We start from the raw sequence: 17,238 nt of genomic DNA, 5'->3' as shown, positions 1-17,238 counted from the left end.
CTTGGCTCCCTGTGCGGTCTGTTGGTTGCCCGGTTTATCCGGATCTCAAAGACCATTAGCGACATTTAAGGACATGCAGGACGCGCCGCGCAACAAAAAATTTTCCAACCGCACGACTATTTTGGTTGCGTCTCGTCCGTCATCCCGCCCAGTTCAGTTCCCGCATATGCCAGGCAAGACTTTGATTGCTGGACAAAACCGGCTTATCCAAGCGCTTTTGAATCTCAGGAATTGCATCAAAAGTTCTTATATTTGTGCAGCTTATAAAAACACCTTCAACCAATTGATCGGCCCCCAGTTTCAGGGCCGCGTCCACTACAGAGCGCCGTGAAATTCGGACTACTTTCGATTCTTCTGCCTCACCGAATGAACCAAAAACATCCATCGAAATCCCGTTTTCACCGAAGGCGCGGCGCAGCGGTTCGTTCACTTCTTCGATATAAGGCGACAGTAGCGCAATCTTAGACACCCCCAAATGCGCCGCATAAGCCGATGCCGCGCGTAACGGGTTGGTGACCACAGCAGTATTGCAGGTCTTTTGCACCATTCGTTCGACCCGATCAGAACCTATGACCGAACTGGCGGAGGTGCATCCGTATCCCACAACTTTATAGGGGCGGATTTTCGGTAACAGATCCGCCGCAGCAGGCAAGGCCGTCTCCATTTCTGCCAGAGTATCCGTCGTCACCTCGGCCCCGCTTGGAATGCGCGAGACATAGATTGGACAGGTTCGATCTGCGAAATAAGCGCTGAATTCAGGCTCAATCGTCTCATCCGTTTGCAGAACGATCAGTCCCATTGGAGGGGCCTTAGGATCATCCGAGTCCAGCGTATAGGGAAGATAACTCATATCTGGGGTAGCTCCGGTCCGGTCCTGGCGCTGATAAAGCGTGGAGCCCCTTCGGTGATGACAATATTTTCTTCGTGAACCAATATCTTATCTCCCACAGCTATACCTGGCTCTAACGTCAGGACCATGCCGGGCTCCAGCACAGTGTGATCCGTGGGAATCAAAGACGGCCATTCCGTCAGCGACATGCCAAGACCATGTCCCAATCGCCCTGCACCGGTGTCCTCGCTGTTTCGGGACAGAATCGCGTTCATGACGTTAAACAAATCAGCCGCCGTTGCCCCAGGACGTGCGATTTCGAACGCAGCATCCGACGCTTCTACCAGTGTGGCATGGGCATCGCGTACCTGCGGCGCAGCCTGACCAACCGACCAATTACGGTCGTAGTCACAGAAATACCCATCCCACACTAAGCCCGTGTCCAGCATCAGAACATCACCCGGAACCAATGCGCTTGGACTGGCCGGAGAAATCACATCGGCATACCCGCCCTGCTCGGCCCCGCCAGCAAGGTATGGCACCCAGTCCGCGCCTTCCTCAAGGCACAGCATCTGAAACCGACGGAACACTTCATCGAGCGCGACGCCCTCACCTGCGATCTCGGGCACACGGTGAAAGGCCCTTCCGCCGATTGCGCACGCGGTTTCGATCTTGGTGATCTCATCCGTCGATTTCACCATTCGCAGCGCGCGGAGAATTCCGTCATCGCCACCCAGACGACGCGCGCCCAACCGGTCCTGCAACCTGTGAAGATTGGCCAATGGCATGCGAACATGGGTTTCGTGCCCATCCGGCAGACCTATCACCGCATCCATTGGGCAGGCCTCGCACAGAGCATCGGCCAGCAGGCTGACACCGTCATCGGTCAAGTCCGGAGCGCTCCAGGTGCGGATGTCTTCGATCCAGGTTGTCGCCATCAGGGCCGCGCCGATTGAGGGGATGACAGCAATCGGTTTACCGGTTGCAGGCACGATCAGATACCACGGGCGCGTCGGGCTTTCCCAAAATCGGGTCAGATACCCGGTGAAATAGCGAATCTCGGGTTCTGTGGTCAGTAATAGTGCCGACAGGCCCGCCTGCGCCATTCGTTGTTGTGCGCGTTCAGTTCGCGACTGGAATTCGGACGCGTCAAACCCCCTCATTCGGCGATCTCAGAGATAATACACAGCACGCGGGCGTCGGGACCGATGCCCAAACCCTTGCGTGCATCCTCGTTCATGACAGCGGCTACCCCTGCCCCGCCAGACGCCGTCGTGGCGATATCCGCGTCGGCCATGGCCGGAAGATGCTCAGTCACCTGTTCATCTGTCAGGGTCAAGAAGCTGTCGGCATCCCGCGCCAGCCCATTCAGGGCAATCAAAGAAGGTTCCTTGCAATCGAGACGCCCCATGACGCTGTTGGGACCATCGGCAAACACGCAGGCCCCCGCCTCGATACTGGCCTGCAAGGCTGGGGCCGCATCGGGTTCGATGACGATGATCTGTGGTTCTTGCCCCCATGCTGTCCTTGCATAAGCAGCGGCCGCTCCGGCCAAACCACCGACACCGGCCTGCAGCATGATATGGGTCGGCACCTGCGGGCACTGGCGTACCGCTTCGGCGGCCATCTGCAAATACCCCTCCATCAGAGTATGCGGCAGTTCGTAATACCCCTCCCACGAACTGTCAGAGAGCAGTATCCATCCATTGTCCTGCGCTGCTTTGCTGGCAGCCTCCATGCTGGCGGCGTAATCAGCACCCTCACGCACAACGTCCGCTCCTTGCGCGCGCAGGCGTTCGGCAAAGCTCTCGGGCACGGTGTCTGCAATGTAGACTACGGAATCGGCCCCGAAACGGCTTGCGCCCGACGCGACACTCAATCCGTGATTTCCTGCGCTGGCAGTGACATAGGTGCGCCCGGCCAGAGTCGAGGTGTTCGGGTTTTCGGCAATATCCGCCGCATGGCGCGCAATAACATAGGCCGCACCCAGTGCTTTGAACGATCCCAGGCCCATCCGGCCGCGTTCATCCTTCACCCACAGATGAGCGACGTCAGCCAACCCCTTTACTTCGGTCAGAGGCGTTTCTTTGTCCGACAGGCAGCGGGCGATCAATTCTGACGCACGCGCGACATTGGTCGAGGGGTACGGTGCGGCCTCGATCAGCTTTTGGCCACCGCGATGAGGGTTGGATGTGATTTTCAATTGAGCGTCTTTCCTGAGTTGCCCATTGACGTGATCGGATTCGTCCAGTTCTGTCAACAAAACTCGATCACCAAAGGGAACAGTCTATGGCTCATTCCAACCCGGCCTTCAGCCCAGCTGAATATGATCGACGGCTAGCAAAGACTCGCGCTGCCATGTCAGCAGCCGGATTGGACGCTTTGTTTGTCGAGGATCCGTCCAACATGGCGTGGCTGACAGGGTATGAGGGTTGGTCATTTTACGTCCACCAAGGCGTTCTGGTTCTGCATGATCAGGACCCCATTTGGTGGGGCCGCAATCAAGATGCCAACGGCGCGCTACGTACGGTCTGGATGGAAAATGATCGGATTCGCGGCTATGCGGACCACTTTGTGCAATCCACCGTTCGCCATCCGATGCAGGACCTCGCAGCATTGATCCGGGATTGTGGACTGACTGCAGGTCGGATCGGCGTGGAACTGGATAATTACTATTACTCGGCCAAGGCGCATCTGACCTTGGTGGCCGAACTGCCGCAGGCCGATTTGGTCGACGCGAATGGGCTGGTGAACTGGCAACGCGCGGTGAAATCAGATGAGGAAATCGCCCTGATGCGCAAGGCTGCGCGTATCTCGGAATATGTCACCGACGGCGTGATTGACCGGATCGAACCTGGCCTGCGTAAGAACGTACTGGTCGCGCAAATTTATCACGATGCGATCTCGGGCGTAGGCGAAGATTGGGGGGATTATGCCGCTATCGTGCCGTTGCTGCCTTCGGGTTCGGATGCAGCAGCCCCGCATCTGACATGGGATGGCGCGCCTTTCAAATCCGGCGAATGTACTTTTTTCGAACTGTCCGGCTGCTATCGCCGCTATCACACGCCTTTCTGCAGGTCGGTCTTTCTGGGACAGCCACCCGACCACCTGTTGCGGGCCGAAGCGGCACTGGTCGAAGGTCTTGAGGCTGGTCTGGACGCCGCCCGCGCAGGCAATCAGGCCCGCGACATTGCGCTGGCTCTGGCCGCGCCGCTGGAACGTGCCGGGATCGAACGCGGTGCGCGCTGCGGCTATCCGATCGGCCTCAGCTATCCGCCAGATTGGGGTGAACGCACCATCTCATTGCGCCCTGAGGATGAGACCGTTTTGGAACCAGGCATGACCTTCCACTTTATGCCCGGCCTCTGGATGGACGACTGGGGGCTTGAAATCACCGAGTCGATCCTGATCACCGAAATCGGACCCGCCGAATGCTTTTGCAACCGGCCCCGAAAACTGTTCGTAAAGCCATGACTCTGCCAAGAACCACGGAAATCCTAGCCGACCTGATCGCCTTTGAAACGGTGTCCGCCGACAGCAACCTTGAGATCATCCGCTATCTGACCGACCGCCTTGAGGCGTTAGGCGCGCGCTGTATCGAAACGCGGGATGCGACGGGGAAAAAGGCCAATGTCTTTGCCACGCTCGGGCCGGACATGCCCGGCGGCATTTTGCTTTCAGGGCATACGGATGTGGTTCCGGTGGCCGATCAGGACTGGACCACGAACCCGTTTGAAATGACCGAACGCGACGGTCGGCTGTACGGTCGCGGCACCTGTGACATGAAGGGATTTATTGCCGCCGCATTGGCTTTTGCCGAGACGCTGGACACCAGCAAACTAACCCAGCCGCTGCATTTCGCCTTCACCTATGACGAAGAAACTGGCTGTCTGGGTGCGCAGAACCTGGTCAACGATCTGTCCGAGCGCGGCATCGTGCCAGACATTGCCATCATCGGCGAACCGACCGAAATGCGCGTAATCGAGGGACACAAGGGCTGTTTTGAGTACACCACTAGTTTTGTCGGGCTTGAAGGGCACAGTTCGGCCCCAGATGACGGCGTCAATGCTGCGGAGTACGCGGCCCGCTATATCGGCAAGCTACTGGAGCTGAGGCATACCCTGAAATCGCGCGCACCACAGGGCAGTCCGTTTGAGCCACCCTGGACCACGGTCAATGTCGGTCGTATCTCAGGTGGCGTCGCGCACAACGTCATCGCCAGCAAGGCCGAGGTCGCGTGGGAAATGCGCCCCGTTCAATCCAGCGACGCCGAACTGGTTAGAAACACCCTGTCAGATTACGTCCGACACAGCCTGTTGCCCGAAATGCAGGCCGTCCACCCCGACGCGAGCATCACGCAGGAAGCGGTGGCCGAGGTCGAAGGGCTTGAACCCATGGACGAAAACGCCGCGCGCGAGCTTGTAGCCGAACTGACCGGCGCGAACGGCACCGGCGTCGTTGCTTTCGCCACTGAGGCCGGCCTGTTTCAGCAACTGGGCGTACACGCCATTGTCTGCGGACCGGGCTCGATCACCCAAGCGCACAAAGCGGATGAGTATGTCGAAATCGAACAACTTGATCTGTGCTGCCGAATGCTGAACCGTTTGGGCCGCCGCCTGATCGCTCAACCAGTCCCGTGCGACCGGTCATAGGCCGAGCGTGCGGGTAGCACATGCGCGGCGCGCGCATCTTCGCCCGGATCATAGACCTCCATCACCAGAGGATAGCAGGCGGCAGCGTCCGAGGAATGCTCAGACGAACAATCCCCTCCGGGACAGGCTGAAAGACCGACGATCAGGTCGATCTCAGCGTAGAACTCAAGATAGTCGCCGGGGCGCACCGGGCTGGCCTTCATGAAGTACTGCCCGGTGTCGCGGGTGAACCCGGTGCACATGAACACGTTCAAAACGTCATGCACCAGCATCTCGGCCTCGTGCAGCGGCAGGTTGCAATGGCTGGCCAGCGCACGGGTCAGGTTGGAATGGCAGCAATAGTGGTAATCATCGCCGGTCAACAACCGTCCCGTATAAGGATCGCAGCGCGTGCCGATCACGTCATGAACCGAGCCGCCGAACGCGTCGAACCCGTACCAATCCAACGTATCATCGATGACAGTCGCCATCGGGCGCATGTTGGGAAAGCTCGACCACATGCGATCCCCGGTCGACAGATGGGTGCCGTGCAGAGCGCGGGTTTTGCCGGAATAGAACCGCTCGGACAAGTCGTGCTTGTTCCACATATTCAGGTCGCCGACCTGCGGACCATCGACCGATAGAACCCGAACAAAGGCCCCGGCGGGCACGTCGATACAAGCCGCATCCCGTGGCGCTGCGATGGCTTCGGCGGTTTTGCTGACCCCCTGCCGTATTTTGGCTAATGCACTCAGATCGGGTTGCGTCAACGTCTCGGGCGGGTAGCAAATGACCGGAGGAATAGCCTTGCGGTCATCTGCATCTGTTGGTGCCGCAAAGTTCGGGTTTTCCAGTTTCATCAACGCTCTCCCCATGCTTTTGCACAGGCTTAACGCATAATGAACGGGTTCGCCATCGGCTCTTGCGCGGTGTTGATCCAAGTTGTTTTGGTTCGGGTATAGTCCAGAATTGCCTCGACCCCCGCCTCGCGCCCATAGCCCGATTGGTTAAACCCGCCAAAGGGCGCAATCGGAGAGATCGCTCGGTATGTATTCACCCAGCAAATCCCAGCCCTGATCCGCTTCGACACCCGATGCGCTCGCGCCAGATTCTGCGTGAACACGCCCGAGCCCAGCCCGTAAGGCGTGCTGTTGGCCAGCGCGATCGCCTCATCTTCGGTGTCGAAAGGCAGCAGAGACATCACCGGCCCGAACATTTCGACCTTCAACGTCTCCGTATCGGCCGAGGCGCACTGCACCAGCGTTGGCTTCATGTAGTTCCCCGGTCTATCCGAAGTCTCGCCGCCAAATCGGATCGTCGCGCCCTGCCCGCGCGCTTTGGCCAGCGTTTCCTCGATCCGCCTCACCTGTGCTGCGGTACATAGCGGACCCACATGCGTTTCCGCCTGCAGCGGGTCACCCAATTGGATGCCGCTGGCCTTTTGTTCAATCCGTTCGATCAACGGTTCCAGAATGGACCGATGCACCAAACCCCGTGTTCCCGCCACGCAGCTCTGCCCCGACGCGCCAAAGTTTCCGGCGATCAAGCCATTGGCTGCGCCGTCCAGATCAGCATCTTCAAACACCAAAATCGGGGATTTTCCGCCCAGTTCCAACGAGGTGACGGCAAAGTTTTCAGCCGAATTGCGCACCACATGTCGCGCGGTTTCTGGCCCGCCGGTAAAGGCGATCCGGTCAACATCCGGGTGACGGGTCAGTGGAATGGCGCAGTTTTCGGCATCGCCAGTGATGACCGAGACGACACCGGGCGGAAACCCGGCCTGTTCGATCAACCGCGCAAATTCCAACATCGGCGCAGGCGCAATTTCTGAGGCTTTCAGAACAACCGAGCATCCCGCTGCCAAAGCCGGGCCCAGTTTGGTCGCGGTCAGAAACATCTGCGCGTTCCATGGCACGATGGCAGCGACAACTCCGATGGGCTCGCGGGTTGTAAAGACATGCATGTCGGGCTTGTCGATGGGCAGAACAGTGCCCTCGACTTTGTCGGCCAATCCAGCGAAATAGCGGTAGTAGTCCGCCACGTATCCCGTTTGCGCCGAAGTTTCGGCCAACAGCTTACCGCTGTCCGTTGTCTCAAGCTCTCCTAACTTAGATGCATATTCGGCCACCAGATCGGCCAGCCTGTACAACAATTTACCACGTGCGGTTTGCGTCACATCCCGCCACGCCGGATCATCCAGAACACGCTTAGCAGCCGCAACCGCGCGGTCCACATCCCCGGCCGAGGCGCAAGCAAAGGTGGCCCACCCCTGCCCGGTCGCCGGGTTTTCCGAAGTCATGACCTGCGCGCCTGATCCTTCGGACCATTCGCCATCAATGAAAAGTTGAAAATGTGGAAGATTTCGCATGGTAGTCCTCACTGAAAGGCTGGCATGACGTCGTCGATGAACCGCGCCAACGAGGCGCGCTTACGTTCGTTGGTCATGCCACTGTCGACCCAGAACGAAAACTCATCATATCCCAGATCCTCATATCGTTTGATCTGGTCAATCACCTGCTGTGTCGTGCCGATGGTCAGATCGCGGCCCAGCTTTTCGGTGGTATACATCGGGTTGGCGTCCATTTCCGCCTGCGTGATCGGCTCGATCAAGCCCTGCTGGACCGGGCGTTTGTTCAGGAACCACGCACCGAAATAGTTGTAGTACCGCCGCAAATCCTCGACACCTTGCGCCACATCCGCATCGTCTTTTCCGACATAGGTGTGGTGCAACAACATAATCTTAGGTCGCGGCCCCGCATAGCTATCGCAAGCATCGTTGAATCGGCCCATAAGCGTTTCAATTTCCTCCATCCCTTGCCACAGCGGCGTGACCTGAATGTTGAACCCGTTGTGGACGCCGAATTCGTGGCTGTTGGGGTCACGCGCCGCGATCCAGATTGGCGGGCCGCCATCCTGCAGTGGTTTCGGGGCCGAGGTCGTGGCCGGGAACGAATAGAACTCGCCCTCATGCGCGCAATCCCCCTGCCAGATTTGCGGCAAAAGCGGCGTGGATTCCCGCATCCTCTGACCGGCTTCCCACGCGTCCATACCGGGCATCAAACGCTCGTATTCAAAGGAATAAGCCCCGCGTGCAATGCCCAGCTCGATCCGTCCCTTGGTGATCTGATCCGCTGCTGCGGCCTCACCGGCTAGCTTAATCGGATGCCAGAACGGTGCGACTACGGTACCGGTGCCGAGGCGTACATTCTTCGTGTGATGTGCCAGATCGACCAAGGATAGAAATGGATTCGGCGCAATGGTGAATTCCATGCCGTGATGCTCGCCCGTCCAAACCGCGCGCATACCACCCTCATCGGCCATTTTCACCAGACCAACGAATTCGTCATACAGAACGTCATGAGGCTGATCCGGCGTCAGGCGTTCCATATGGGCAAACAGAGAAAACTCCATCAATCGGCTCCTTTAGCGAAAACTGTGAATGTCGCCACGTTCAGCATCGCCCAAATACAGGGCGAAATCCCCGGTCTGAGCCTCACGCGCAAAGCGGGTCATCATGTGGTGAATGCCTTGAGAGGCGTAGGTCAGATTGGGCAGGTCCGCGACCGGAACCCACTGGGCATTCGCAGATGCGCAATGCTGATCTGCAGATGAAAGGAAGAACGTATATTGCAGCTTGGTCTCGGCGTCGTTGAACGAGGAATAGACCTGCTCGATCCGCGCGTGGATACCGCGCTCCGACAACACCTGCGCCAGCCTGTGCCTTTGACCACCGGCCTCGGCACCTGTGACCTGAATCGGACGGAACGAATCGCCATGGCGCTCAAGAAGGACTTGGTTCCCAGCTGTAATTATTGCACCACAAACCGTCGGAACTTTGGCGTCCATCTCGGCCTCAAGACCCAGGCTGAAATACGACCCGCCGACATAGCCCAAACCGTCACCCGCAACGTGCGAGAAATCCAAAACTCGGCCTATCAGGATAGTGTGATCGCCTGCTGGAATGGCTTGATGGGTTTCGCAACAGAACTGCGCTAGGGCTCCGTCTACCAACGGCAAGTCATGCAGGCCATTCTGATGAGAGATTTTCGCGAACCGGTCGCCTTTATATCCCGCGAAAGTGTTCGAGACCTCTTGTTGACCCTCTGCCAGTATATTGACGGCAAAATGTCGACAGCCAGCGAACACCTCATAGCTGGACAGAAACTTGCCCGGGCACACCAGCAACAAAGGCGGGTCCAGTGATACTGAGGAAAACGAATTGGCAGTAAACCCAACCGGCGCGCCCGTCGCGTCGCGGGCGGTCACTACTGTCACGCCGGTCATGAAGCTGCCAAAGGCATCACGCAGGGCACGTGGATCCAGTGTGGTCATGTCAGGCACTCCTGAACAAAGGGCAACAGGGTGGCGTTGACCTCTGCAGCATGGGTCATCGGCATCATATGAGCCGCATCAGGGATGAACTCTGCGCGCCCCTTTGGTGCAAGGCTGGCCATCTGTTGTGACATCGCGGGGGTCGAGTTCGGCTCATCCGCACCGGTCAAAAACATTGCCGGGCATGTGATCTTGGCCAGTTGCTTCTCGGTCGGGCCGTCGCTCTCGGCAAAGACCGTGTAAGCGGCTTTATAGGCCCGAGGATTGACCGCTTCCAGCCACTGCGCACAGGCGTCGCGTTCCGCTGATATATCATCTGCAAACCAACGATGCAGAGTGACCGAGGCGTCATTCGACCGCTGCGCATCCAGAGCCTGAGCCCGCGACAGAACTGATTGCCGGGCCGCGTCAGACCGCTTGTATATGGCGTTCAGGGCCGCAACACCTTTGACATATCGATTGCCCGAGGCCGCAATATGCGCCGCGATCAGCGCACCCATTGAATGCCCGATCAGCACTGCTGGTTCTTGCAACAACGATGTAATCGGCGCGACATAGCTTTCCACCCTGTTCGGTTCGGCAAAAGCCGATTCCCCGTGCCCCAACATATCCGGGCAAACGACCCGATACCCGGCTGCTACCAGCGCCTCAATCTGCCCGCCCCACGCTTCGGCCCGCAGACCGACGCCGTGCAGCAGCACGACCAAAGGCCCTTCGCCTGCGTCAATCGCGGCGAGGTCACCGAACTTAGACCGAGGCCGGGTTGTCCACGTCATGACCCAAATCCTTCAAGTCCTGATATCGATCGCCAATCCGATGATGCGGTCGCCCCGACGTTGCCCCACCCAGCACAATCACAACCTCATCAGCGCGCGGTGCGTCGGGAATGGCGAATTGCAGCGTCAGATAATGCGACCGGCGACCGGCGTCGTTCTTGTCCATCAGCGGCACCATGATCGGTGCGTTGGCCGCACCTCGGGTATTGGTGAAGGAGAGGTAGGATTTCGCCCCAACCGCCTGCCGGAAATGATTACCGAAATGCAGCGTGTGGATCAGGCCCGAGGCATGCTCGACCTCTCCGTCCAGCCCCACCACGGCGGCTTTTCCATAGGCTTCGATTGCATCGCCGCTACCAGCCAGCGCAATCATTCGCGCGGTCAGTTCCTCACCCAGAACGGGGGCAAAGCTTAAAATCTCAGGCCTCAGATCTTCGACATAACGTCCGGCCCATGGGTTCGTGACCACGGCCGTCACTGCGAACATCCGCCATGGGCGATCTGCCTTGCGAAATCCTTCGACCAGAACTTCTTCGTCATAGGTGACGATTTTTCGAATATTTGGCTGCACAAGCGCCCCCTTGCGATTGGTTGGCAAACTATCTCTGGCCAAGGGCCGCTTTGACAAACGAAAGAACTTTGGTCTTAGGTATTAGTGACTCTAATATGTAGGTTACAAATGGCCAAAACCTTGCCCCCGCTCACGTGGTTCAGATCATTCGAGGCCGCCGCCCGACGGCTGAGTTCCACCGCTGCCGCCGACGAGATCGGCCTGACGCAATCTGCTGTCAGTCAACAGATTAGATCGCTGGAAACGCGATTGGGTGTGGTGCTGTTTCACCGCCACGCACGCGGCCTGTCGTTGACGGATGAAGGTCGTAAGCTGTTGCCGCAGGTAGAGACCGCGCTGGAGATGCTGCACTCGGCTGCATCGCCATATCTGGCCGAGGAAAAGGCGCGTCACCTTACCGTTGCAGCGTCGGTCAGTGTGCTGGAGTGGGTGATATCCCCCGCACTGCCACAGTTCCGGTCGCAAAACCCGGACACATCCGTGCGCTTTGTCAGCACGATCTGGCCAGACGAATATTCAGCCTCGCGCGCGGATATCGAAATCCGGTTCGGATCTGCAAAGCAGGTGGGCCGGGACGCAACCGAACTGCTGCCCAATGACCTGATCGCGGTGAAATCGCCCCAGTTGGACGGAAACCTGCCGGACCTGCCTTTGATCGAGGCGGTCGGCACATCCGGCAACTGGTCCTCCTGGTCCGAGGCTACTGGATACACGATCCCAACGCCCACCTTCTACGTGGATTCTTACGGCCTGGCCCTACAACTCGCTACAACCGGAAACGGGGTGGCTCTGGTCAATGCTTTGGTCGCGGAACACGCATTGCGCACCGGTCAGGCCATACGTGCCACCGAAGCCTCGGCCCCGGCAACCGAAGGGTATTTTCTGGCAGTCCAACGCCGCTCGCCCGAGGTTGACGCATTTCTGGAATGGTTTTCCGGCGCACTGCCTGAGGTAAGTCGCGTTTAACGTCTGATTTAGACAAGTCGATGTCGCATCTGAGGATATCCATAGGCCCTATTTTAGTGAATTCTGGTGAAAAAGGTCCGATTCATGCGATATTCCGGCTTCCGAGTCATCAAAGAGGCGCTCACCGGCCACAAAGGGTGGAAACCGGTCTGGCGCGAGCCCGAACCCAAGGCCCATTACGACATCATCGTCATTGGCGGTGGTGGCCATGGGCTGGCAACGGCGCACTACCTGTCCAAGGTCTATGGTCAACGCAACGTGGCCGTTGTCGAAAAAGGTTGGATCGGCGGCGGCAATGTGGGGCGGAACACGACGATTGTGCGCTCGAACTATATGCTGGACGGGAATGAGCCGTTCTACGAGTTCTCGATGAAGCTATGGGAAGGGCTTGAGCAGGACCTGAACTACAACGCCATGATGAGCCAGCGCGGGATCATCAATCTGTTTCACACCGACGGTCAGCGCGACGCTTATACCCGACGCGGCAACGCGATGATCCTGAATGGCGCGGATGCCGAGTTGCTGGATGCCGATCAAGTCCGCAAAGAACATCCCTATCTGAATTTCGACGATGCCCGCTTTCCGATAAAAGGAGGCTTGGTTCAACGCCGCGCCGGCACTGCTCGTCATGACGCGGTGGCATGGGGTTTTGCGCGTTCGGCTGATTTGCAAGGCGTCGACATAATCCAGAATTGCGAAGTCACGGGCCTACGGATCGAGAATGGCAAATGCCTGGGAGTTGAAACGACTAAAGGTTTCATCGGCGCGAACAAAGTGGGCTGCGCGGTTGCGGGCAGCTCCGGGCGCGTGATGGGAATGGCCGGAATGCGGCTGCCCATCGAAAGCCATGTGTTGCAGGCCTTTGTGTCCGAGGGTCTAAAACCGGTTCTGCCCAGCGTCATAACCTTTGGCGCTGGCCATTTCTATGTCAGTCAGTCCGACAAGGGCGGGCTGGTCTTTGGCGGCGATCTCGACGGCTATAACACCTATGCCCAACGCGGCAACCTGCCAGTGGTCGAGGATGTTTGTGAGGGCGGCGTGGCCCTGATGCCAATGATCGGCCGCGCCCGTCTGTTGCGGATGTGGGGAGGTGTTATGGATATGTCGATGGACGGCTCGCCCATCATCGACCGCACGCCGGTCGAGGGGCTCTATTTCAACGGCGGTTGGTGTTACGGCGGGTTCAAGGCGACCCCGGCTTCGGGCCATTGCTTTGCCCATCTGCTGGCGAAGGACGAGCCGCACCCGGTCGCCACCGCCTACCGCCTCGACCGGTTCCAGACCGGCCGGATGATCGACGAAAAAGGCGTGGGCAACCAGCCCAACCTGCACTGAGGGGGACCGTACAATGATTATCAACCATCCCCTTCTGGGCCCGCGCGATGCATCGGAGTTCACATATCTGGGTGATGCTTCGCTGATCGACCGACCTGATTGGCAGGCCGAAAATGCAGCTGAGGCATTCTACGAATACGGGTATGTGCGCGACAACCCGGCCGGTGAACATCAGGAACTGTGGTATCACGAGGCCGGAGACCGATCCTGGCTGGTCGTCACGCGCAACACGCTGACGCATGAGATTTCAAAGGTAGAACTGGCCCGCGACGTGGCCCGCGCACGGGGGCGATCCAAATGACGCAGACAAACCGGCTGAATGGCGGCCAGATCGACCGTAACACCTCTTTCTCCTTCAAGTTCGACGGGCGCAGCTATTCGGCGCATCCAGGTGATACTCTGGCCTCAGCCCTGCTGGCCAATGACGTGCGGCTGATCGGGCGGTCGTTCAAGTACCACCGCCCCCGCGGGTTGCTGACCGCCGGGTCCGAAGAACCCAACGGCATGGTCGAACTCCGCACCGGAGCCCTTAAGGAACCCAACACCCGCGCCACGACGATTGAGATGTTCGACGGGCTCGAGGCGAAGTCACAGAACCGTTGGCCCAGCCTGAAATTCGATGCGCTGGCCGTGAACGATATGTTTTCAAACTTCCTGTCGGCCGGGTTCTACTACAAGACCTTCATGTGGCCTGCCGCGTTCTGGGAAAAGCTGTACGAACCAATGATCCGCCGCGCCGCCGGTTTGGGATCGTTGTCGCAAGAGGCTGACCCGGACGAATATGACAAAGGGTTCCGTCACTGCGATCTGCTGATCATCGGTGCTGGGCCCGCGGGCTTGATGGCGGCGTTGACCGCAGGACGTGCCGGGGCTGACGTCATACTGGCGGATGAGGATTTCACGCTAGGTGGCCGTCTGAACAGCGAAGCTTTTGCGCTGGGCGATCAAAGCGCCCAAGACTGGGTGGCACAGGCGGTTGCAGAGCTGTCGTCTTTGCCCAACGTCCGGCTGATGCCGCGCACCACGGTGATCGGTGCATTCGACCATGGCGTTTATGGCGCAGTGGAACGCACCGGGGATCACCTGGCCACCCTGCCCGCAGGAAAACCCCGGCAAATCCTGTGGCGCATTTACACAGATAAGGCGCTGCTTTGCGCCGGAGCTACGGAACGTCCTATCGCGTTCGAAAACAACGACCGACCCGGTATCATGATGGCCAGCGCCCTGCGGACCTATGCCAACCGGTTCGCAGCCACCGCATCACAGCGCGTGGCGATTTTCACCAACAATGATGACGGACACCGCACCGCTGCCGATCTGCATGCGAAAGGCGTCACAATCACTGCAGTCGTGGATGTCCGCGAGGACGCGCCAACCTGCTATGATTATGAAGTCCTGAAAGGCGCGCAAGTTATTGATACTAAAGGTCGCCACGGCCTGACCTTTGTCGAGGTCGCCTTGACTGACGGCTCAACCCGGACGCTGGAGTGTGGTGCGCTGGGCGTTTCCGGCGGCTGGAACCCGAACGTGCATATGACGTGCCACCAACGCGGACGCCCGGTCTGGAACGACGCTCTGGCCGCTTTTGTCCCCGGTGAAAACCTGCCCGTCGGCCTGTCGGTAGCGGGTGCGGCGAATGGAGTGATGTCGACCCATGGCGCCCTACAATCCGGCGCAGAAAGCGCAGCCAACGCGCTTGAACTAACTGGCGTCCTGCCCGACTTGCCCGAAGCCGAGGATGCTCCGGTCTCGCAAACGCCATTCTGGTACGTAGAGGGATGCAAGCGCGCCTGGGTGGATCAACAGAACGACGTGACTGTCAAGGACGTCAAGCTCAGCTATCAGGAAGGGTTCCGATCAGTCGAGCATCTGAAGCGCTATACCACGCTGGGCATGGCGACAGATCAGGGCAAGACCTCGAATATCACCGGCCTTGCGATCATGGCCGAAGTGACTGGCAAGTCTATCCCCGAGGTTGGAACCACCATCTTCCGACCACCTTATACGCCTGTTCCGATTGGCACCTTCGCGGGACGAATGAAAGGGCAGGAATTCCACCCGACCCGCCTGACGCCCTCGCACTATTGGGCTAAGGAACGCGGCGCCGTGTTTGTCGAGGTCGGCAACTGGCTGCGCGCCCAGTGGTTCCCCCTGCCCGGTGAAACCCATTGGCGGCAATCCGTGGACCGTGAGGTGCGCCAGACGCGCGCTTCGGTCGGGGTGTGCGATTGTACAACGCTGGGCAAGATCGACGTACAGGGCACCGATGCGGCCGAGTTTCTGAACCGTATCTATGCCAATGGATTTGCCAAGCTGGCTGTGGGAAAAACCCGGTACGGTCTGATGCTGCGCGAAGACGGAATGGTGATGGATGATGGCACTGCCGCACGGTTGGCCGAGGATCACTTCGTCGTCACTACAACTACGGCAAACGCCGTAAGTGTCTATCGTCACATGGAATTTGCGCGACAATGCCTGTATCCGGACATGGACGTTCAATTAATCTCGACCACCGAAGCATGGGCTCAATACGCGGTGGCCGGGCCCAATTCGCGCAAGTTGTTGCAAAAGATCGTGGACCCGGAGTTCGATTTGTCGAACGACGCCTTCCCGTTCATGGCTTGTGGCAACGTCACTGTCTGTGGCGGGCTGCGGGCACGGTTGTTCCGGATCTCTTTCTCAGGCGAGCTAGCCTATGAAATCGCGGTGCCCTCGCGCTATGGCGATGCGCTGATGCAACGGCTGATGGCCGAAGGTGAAGAGTTCGACGTCACCCCCTATGGTACCGAAGCACTGGGCGTGATGCGGGTTGAAAAGGGCCACGCCGCGGGGAGTGAACTGAACGGCACCACCACGGCACTGAACCTTGGCCTGGGTAAAATGGTGTCGAAGAAAAAAGACAGCATCGGCTCGGTCCTGTCGGAACGTGAGGCGCTGGTCGAACCCGATGTATTACGGTTGGTCGGGATCAAGCCGCTGCAACCCGAGGATAAGGTTACCGCGGGCGGGCATCTGATGAACCCCGATGGCCCGATCGATGCGGCCCATGATCAGGGCTATGTCACCTCGGCTGTCTACTCGCCGATCCTGAACAGCAATATCGGTCTGGGCCTCGTGAAAAACGGGGCCGAGCGGCTGGGCGAAAAAATGCGTCTTGTTTCGCCACTGACCGACCTGACCGTCGAGGTTGAACTTGTCTCGGCCCATTTCGTCGACCCTGAAGGAGAGCGTCTACGTGCATGATCTTGTTGCGATAACCGCCCTGGGCGGGACTGACCCACGTGTGGACACTGTCGGAGGTGTCACATGTTCCGAAGTGCCCGGCGTTGCATTGGCGTCAGTCGCCGCGCGGATGGGGCAAAAAGACAAAACTGCCGCCTCGCTGGCCAAGTTGATCGATGCCCCCGCCCCCGAAATTGGCCGCTGGGCCGGTACGACAATCAGCGCGTACTGGGCCGGCCCCGATCAATGGATGGTTGAGGCACCCTTTGACACCCACGAAGAACTTGCCGATCAGGTTCAGACCGCAACCGGAAATTCCGCCTCGGTCACCGAACAAACGGACGGATGGACGCGGTTCGATCTGAATGGGGATAGTATTCCGGCAGTTCTGGAACTGCTGTGCCAGCTTGATCTACGCAAGATGGATCCGGGCAGCGCCGCACGCTGTTCGATCCATCATATCGGTTGTTTTGTTCTGTGCCGCGCACCTGATAGTTTTAGTATCTACGGTCCGCGATCTTCTGCGGGTTCACTGCACCATGCCATAGTCACCGCGATGCGTTCAGCGCTGTAACG

The 17,238-nt window shown here is 58.8% G+C and carries 16 protein-coding genes; 7 read left to right on the top strand and 9 right to left on the bottom strand.

Going from position 1 to position 17,238, the window contains the following annotated elements; translation table 11 throughout:
* Nucleotides 1-139: 139 nt before the first annotated feature.
* Genes RUE5091_RS06530 through RUE5091_RS06520 form a run of 3 tightly spaced genes read right to left on the bottom strand, consistent with a single transcriptional unit; the run spans nucleotide 140 to nucleotide 3,032 of the window.
* A complete protein-coding gene (locus RUE5091_RS06530; RefSeq protein ID WP_058281064.1) occupies nucleotides 140-850 on the bottom strand; it encodes a maleate cis-trans isomerase family protein in 711 nt (236 codons plus the stop codon).
* Nucleotides 847-1,992: a M24 family metallopeptidase gene (locus tag RUE5091_RS06525; RefSeq protein ID WP_058281063.1), complete on the bottom strand. Its 1,146-nt coding sequence runs from the start codon at nucleotides 1,990-1,992 to the stop codon at nucleotides 847-849. The genes RUE5091_RS06530 and RUE5091_RS06525 overlap by 4 nt, the downstream gene beginning before the upstream one ends.
* On the bottom strand, nucleotides 1,989-3,032 hold the full coding sequence (locus RUE5091_RS06520; protein WP_058281131.1) for a pyridoxal-phosphate dependent enzyme: 1,044 nt from the start codon (nucleotides 3,030-3,032) through the stop codon (nucleotides 1,989-1,991). The genes RUE5091_RS06525 and RUE5091_RS06520 overlap by 4 nt, the downstream gene beginning before the upstream one ends.
* Before the next feature lie 86 nt (nucleotides 3,033-3,118).
* On the opposite strand from RUE5091_RS06520, the gene RUE5091_RS06515 reads away from it, so the two are divergent.
* Both RUE5091_RS06515 and argE read left to right on the top strand, forming a co-directional pair.
* Complete coding sequence (locus RUE5091_RS06515) at nucleotides 3,119-4,303, top strand: M24 family metallopeptidase (protein ID WP_058281062.1); 1,185 nt, start codon at nucleotides 3,119-3,121, stop codon at nucleotides 4,301-4,303.
* Nucleotides 4,261-5,481, top strand: coding sequence for an acetylornithine deacetylase (argE, locus tag RUE5091_RS06510; protein WP_370731968.1), 1,221 nt, complete (start codon nucleotides 4,261-4,263; stop codon nucleotides 5,479-5,481). Before RUE5091_RS06515 ends, argE begins: the two co-directional genes overlap by 43 nt.
* On the opposite strand, the gene RUE5091_RS06505 is transcribed toward argE, so the two are convergent.
* From RUE5091_RS06505 to RUE5091_RS06480, 6 genes are read right to left on the bottom strand one after another with little or no spacing between them, the layout of a single operon-like run.
* Nucleotides 5,454-6,320, bottom strand: coding sequence for an urea carboxylase-associated family protein (locus tag RUE5091_RS06505; RefSeq protein ID WP_058281060.1), 867 nt, complete (start codon nucleotides 6,318-6,320; stop codon nucleotides 5,454-5,456). The two genes, argE and RUE5091_RS06505, sit on opposite strands and share 28 nt — an antisense overlap.
* A gap of 29 nt (nucleotides 6,321-6,349) precedes the next feature.
* Entirely contained in the window at nucleotides 6,350-7,828 is a 1,479-nt protein-coding gene (locus RUE5091_RS06500) for an aldehyde dehydrogenase (RefSeq protein WP_058281059.1), read from the bottom strand.
* Between the two features lie 8 nt (nucleotides 7,829-7,836).
* A complete protein-coding gene (locus RUE5091_RS06495) occupies nucleotides 7,837-8,871 on the bottom strand; it encodes an LLM class flavin-dependent oxidoreductase (RefSeq protein WP_058281058.1) in 1,035 nt (344 codons plus the stop codon).
* 12 nt (nucleotides 8,872-8,883) lie between these two features.
* Complete coding sequence (locus RUE5091_RS06490; protein ID WP_058281057.1) at nucleotides 8,884-9,792, bottom strand: flavin reductase family protein; 909 nt, start codon at nucleotides 9,790-9,792, stop codon at nucleotides 8,884-8,886.
* Entirely contained in the window at nucleotides 9,789-10,568 is a 780-nt protein-coding gene (locus tag RUE5091_RS06485; protein WP_058281056.1) for an alpha/beta fold hydrolase, read from the bottom strand. Before RUE5091_RS06485 ends, RUE5091_RS06490 begins: the two co-directional genes overlap by 4 nt.
* Nucleotides 10,540-11,139: an amino acid synthesis family protein gene (locus RUE5091_RS06480; RefSeq protein WP_058281130.1), complete on the bottom strand. Its 600-nt coding sequence runs from the start codon at nucleotides 11,137-11,139 to the stop codon at nucleotides 10,540-10,542. Before RUE5091_RS06480 ends, RUE5091_RS06485 begins: the two co-directional genes overlap by 29 nt.
* A 108-nt stretch (nucleotides 11,140-11,247) precedes the next feature.
* On the opposite strand from RUE5091_RS06480, the gene RUE5091_RS06475 reads away from it, so the two are divergent.
* The 5 genes from RUE5091_RS06475 (at nucleotide 11,248) to RUE5091_RS06455 (ending at nucleotide 17,236) form a co-directional block, all read left to right on the top strand.
* Nucleotides 11,248-12,105 carry a LysR family transcriptional regulator gene (locus RUE5091_RS06475; protein ID WP_058281055.1) on the top strand — a complete coding sequence of 286 codons (858 nt, stop codon included), beginning with the start codon at nucleotides 11,248-11,250 and terminating at the stop codon, nucleotides 12,103-12,105.
* 84 nt (nucleotides 12,106-12,189) lie between these two features.
* On the top strand, nucleotides 12,190-13,440 hold the full coding sequence (locus tag RUE5091_RS06470; RefSeq protein ID WP_058281054.1) for a sarcosine oxidase subunit beta family protein: 1,251 nt from the start codon (nucleotides 12,190-12,192) through the stop codon (nucleotides 13,438-13,440).
* 13 nt (nucleotides 13,441-13,453) lie between these two features.
* Complete coding sequence (locus tag RUE5091_RS06465) at nucleotides 13,454-13,741, top strand: sarcosine oxidase subunit delta (protein ID WP_058281053.1); 288 nt, start codon at nucleotides 13,454-13,456, stop codon at nucleotides 13,739-13,741.
* Complete coding sequence (locus RUE5091_RS06460) at nucleotides 13,738-16,683, top strand: sarcosine oxidase subunit alpha family protein (RefSeq protein WP_058281052.1); 2,946 nt, start codon at nucleotides 13,738-13,740, stop codon at nucleotides 16,681-16,683. The genes RUE5091_RS06465 and RUE5091_RS06460 overlap by 4 nt, the downstream gene beginning before the upstream one ends.
* The gene (locus RUE5091_RS06455) at nucleotides 16,676-17,236 is read left to right on the top strand and encodes a sarcosine oxidase subunit gamma (protein WP_058281051.1); all 561 of its coding nucleotides are present in this window, start codon (nucleotides 16,676-16,678) and stop codon (nucleotides 17,234-17,236) included. Before RUE5091_RS06460 ends, RUE5091_RS06455 begins: the two co-directional genes overlap by 8 nt.
* The last annotated feature ends 2 nt before the right edge of the window (nucleotides 17,237-17,238 follow it).

It is taken from the genome of Ruegeria denitrificans (genome assembly GCF_001458295.1).
Lineage (GTDB): Bacteria > Pseudomonadota > Alphaproteobacteria > Rhodobacterales > Rhodobacteraceae > Ruegeria > Ruegeria denitrificans.
The sequence above is the reverse complement of the archived record's forward strand: the minus strand, read 5'-3'. Positions and strand labels throughout refer to the sequence as shown.

What these genes read in the sequence shown, in the direction of transcription:
- RUE5091_RS06500 (WP_058281059.1), bottom strand. Translation starts at nt 7,828, where the DNA reads ATGCGAAATCTTCCACATTTTCAACTTTTCATTGATGGCGAATGGTCC.
- RUE5091_RS06515 (WP_058281062.1), top strand. Translation starts at nt 3,119, where the DNA reads ATGGCTCATTCCAACCCGGCCTTCAGCCCAGCTGAATATGATCGACGG.
- RUE5091_RS06470 (WP_058281054.1), top strand. Translation starts at nt 12,190, where the DNA reads ATGCGATATTCCGGCTTCCGAGTCATCAAAGAGGCGCTCACCGGCCAC.
- RUE5091_RS06530 (WP_058281064.1), bottom strand. Translation starts at nt 850, where the DNA reads ATGAGTTATCTTCCCTATACGCTGGACTCGGATGATCCTAAGGCCCCT.
- RUE5091_RS06460 (WP_058281052.1), top strand. Translation starts at nt 13,738, where the DNA reads ATGACGCAGACAAACCGGCTGAATGGCGGCCAGATCGACCGTAACACC.
- RUE5091_RS06525 (WP_058281063.1), bottom strand. Translation starts at nt 1,992, where the DNA reads ATGAGGGGGTTTGACGCGTCCGAATTCCAGTCGCGAACTGAACGCGCA.
- argE (WP_370731968.1), top strand. Translation starts at nt 4,261, where the DNA reads ATGCTTTTGCAACCGGCCCCGAAAACTGTTCGTAAAGCCATGACTCTG.
- RUE5091_RS06495 (WP_058281058.1), bottom strand. Translation starts at nt 8,871, where the DNA reads ATGGAGTTTTCTCTGTTTGCCCATATGGAACGCCTGACGCCGGATCAG.
- RUE5091_RS06475 (WP_058281055.1), top strand. Translation starts at nt 11,248, where the DNA reads ATGGCCAAAACCTTGCCCCCGCTCACGTGGTTCAGATCATTCGAGGCC.
- RUE5091_RS06465 (WP_058281053.1), top strand. Translation starts at nt 13,454, where the DNA reads ATGATTATCAACCATCCCCTTCTGGGCCCGCGCGATGCATCGGAGTTC.
- RUE5091_RS06490 (WP_058281057.1), bottom strand. Translation starts at nt 9,792, where the DNA reads ATGACCACACTGGATCCACGTGCCCTGCGTGATGCCTTTGGCAGCTTC.
- RUE5091_RS06485 (WP_058281056.1), bottom strand. Translation starts at nt 10,568, where the DNA reads ATGACGTGGACAACCCGGCCTCGGTCTAAGTTCGGTGACCTCGCCGCG.
- RUE5091_RS06505 (WP_058281060.1), bottom strand. Translation starts at nt 6,320, where the DNA reads ATGAAACTGGAAAACCCGAACTTTGCGGCACCAACAGATGCAGATGAC.